2 protein-coding genes are annotated in these 2,874 nt (G+C 72.6%); both read left to right on the forward strand.

What is annotated here, in order from left to right:
- A partial coding sequence (locus IF129_RS25870; protein WP_191212268.1) for a beta-ketoacyl reductase occupies positions 1-895 on the forward strand: 895 nt, incomplete at its 5' end.
- A 20-nt stretch (positions 896-915) separates the two neighbouring features.
- Positions 916-2,874: type I polyketide synthase (locus IF129_RS25875; RefSeq protein ID WP_224755613.1), on the forward strand; the 1,959-nt coding region annotated here is incomplete at its 3' end.

Raw genomic sequence — 2,874 nt, forward strand, 5'->3', positions numbered from 1 at the left:
CTTCGTGCTGTTCTCCTCGGTCGCGCCGTTGATCGGCAGTCCGGGGCAGGCGAACTACGCGGCGGCGAACGCGTCGTTGGACGCGCTCGCGCAGCTGCGCCGGGCGTCCGGCCTGCCCGCGACGTCCCTGGCCTGGGGCCTGTGGGCGAACACCGCCGGCATGGCGGGTGACCTGGGCGAGGAGGCGCTGGCGAGGCTGGAGCGCATGGGCGCCGTGCCGCTCTCCGACGAGGAGGGGCTGGAGCTGTTCGACCAGGCGCTCGGAGCGGACGCGGCACTGCTGGCGCCCGTGCGGCTCGACCCCGCCGCGCTGCGGGCGCAGGCCCGGGCCGGGCTGCTGCCCGCCCTGCTGCGCGGCCTGGCCCGGGTCCCGACCCAGCCGGCCGAGCCGGCGGGTGGGTCGTTGGCCGCGCGCCTCGCCGAGGTCGGTGAGGCGGAGCGCGAACCGGTCCTGCTGGACCTGGTCCGCACGCAGGCGGCGGCCGTCCTCGGCCATGACGGGGTCACCGCGATCGGCGCGGAGCGACCCTTCAAGGACCTGGGATTCGACTCGCTCGGTGCCGTGGGGCTGCGCAACCGGCTGACCCAGGCCACCGGCGTCCGGCTCCCCGCGACGCTGATCTTCGACCACCCGACCCCGGCGGCCGTCGCCCGGCTGCTGCTCGCCGAACTCGGCGGGGGCGAGGCGGAGCCGTCCCTGGACGTCGAAATCGACAAGCTCGAGAACCTGCTCGCCGAGGCGGCGACGGAGGAGAAGCAGCGGCTCGCCGGACGGCTGCGCACGCTGGCCACGGCCCTGTCGGGCACCGGCCAGAGCACGAGTGGGCGGATCGAGGCCGCCGAATCCGTGGACGAAGTCTTCAGCCTGATCGACGCGGAGTTCGGTGAGGCATGACGAGGGATAAGGACGTGAGCATGGCCGGCACCGGCCCCCAGAACGAGCCGCAGCAGGAAAAGCTCGTCCGCTACCTGAAGAAGATGGCCGTCGACCTGTCCGACGCCCGGGACCGGCTGCGCGCGTACGAGGACCGGGCGAGCGAGCCGCTGGCGATCGTGGGCATGAGCTGCCGCTACCCCGGCGGCGTCACCTCGCCCGAGGAGCTGTGGCAGCTCGTCGCCGAGGGGCGCGACGGCATGACGCCGATGCCCACCGACCGTGGCTGGGACCTGGAGGGCCTCTACGACCCGGACCCCGAGCGGCTCGGCACGGCGTACGCGCGGGTCGGCGGCTTCGTCGACCGGGTCAGCGACTTCGACGCCGAGTTCTTCGGCATCAGCCCCCGCGAGGCCACCGCGATGGACCCGCAGCAGCGGCTCCTGCTGGAGGCCGCCTGGGAGGCGTTCGAGGACGCGGGCATCGACCCGACGTCCCTGCGCGGCTCCGACACCGGCGTGTACTGCGGTGTCGGCTCCTCGGACTACGCGGTCGGCCCCGCGGGCAGCCTGCCGGAGATCGAGGGCCTCCGACTGACCGGCTCGACCTCCAGCGTGGTCTCCGGCCGCATCTCCTACACCCTCGGTCTGGAGGGCCCGTCGGTGTCGGTCGACACCGCGTGCTCCTCGTCCCTCGTCGCACTGCACCTGGCCGCGCGCGCCCTGCGGGACGGCGAGTGCTCGATGGCGCTCGTCGGCGGCGTCACCATCCTCTCCGGGCCCTTCCTCTTCGTCGAGTTCAGCCGCCAGCGGGCGCTGTCGCCCGACGGGCGGTGCAAGGCGTACTCGGCCTCCGCCGACGGCACCGGCTTCTCCGACGGTCTCGGTCTGGTCGTGTTGGAGCGGTTGTCGGAGGCGCGGCGCAGGGGGCACCGGGTGTTGGCGGTGCTGCGGGGCAGTGCGGTGAACCAGGACGGTGCGAGTAACGGTCTGACGGCGCCGAACGGTCCGTCGCAGGAGCGGGTGATTCGGCAGGCGTTGGCGAACGCGGGTCTGGGCACGTCGGATGTGGACGTGGTGGAGGGTCACGGTACGGGGACGAAGCTGGGTGACCCGATCGAGGCGCAGGCGCTGCTGGCGACCTACGGCCGGGACCGGAACGGCGAGCCGCTGCGGCTGGGATCGATCAAGTCCAACATCGGCCACAGCTCCACGGCCGCCGGTGTGGCCGGCGTCATCAAGATGGTCCAGGCGCTCCGGTACGGGATTCAGCCGCAGACCCTGCACGTCGACGCGCCCTCTCCGCATGTGGAGTGGGATTCGGGTGCGGTGGAGTTGCTGGCGGAGGCGCGGGAGTGGCCCGCGTCGGGCCGTCCGCGTCGGGCTGCGGTGTCCTCGTTCGGCGTCAGCGGCACCAACGCGCACGTGATCCTGGAGGAGGCCCCCGCCGAGGAGCCGGAGTCCGTCGAGGAGGGTGACCCGGGCGTCGCCCCGTCGGTGGTGCCGGTGCCGATATCGGCGCGGAGTGAGGCGGCGCTGCGGGAGCAGGCCGACCGGGTGCGGGCCCTGCTGACGGCACGGCCGGAGCTGTCGTTGGTGGATGTCGGTTTCTCGGCGGCGTTGTCGCGGGCGCATCTGGAGCATCGTGCGGCGGTGGTGGCCGCTGATCGGGATGAGTTGCTGGCGGGGTTGGCTTCGCTTTCGGCGGGTGAGCCTGCTGACTCGGTGGTCGAAGGACGTCAGCTGGCGGGGAAGTCGGTGTTCGTGTTTCCGGGTCAGGGGGCGCAGTGGGTGGGGATGGCGGTGGAGTTGCTGGATGCTTCGCCGGTGTTCGCGGAGCGGTTGGCGGAGTGTTCGGCGGCGTTGGCTGGGTTGGTGGGGTGGTCGCTTGAGGATGTGTTGCGGGGTGTTGCGGGTGCTCCGTCGTTGGAGCGGGTGGATGTGGTGCAGCCGGCGTTGTGGGCGGTGATGGTGTCGTTGGCGGCGTTGTGGCGGTCTTTT

Origin of the sequence: Streptomyces chumphonensis, assembly GCF_014779715.1 — a bacterium.
In the GTDB taxonomy this organism is placed as follows: Bacteria; Actinomycetota; Actinomycetes; order Streptomycetales; family Streptomycetaceae; genus Streptomyces; species Streptomyces chumphonensis.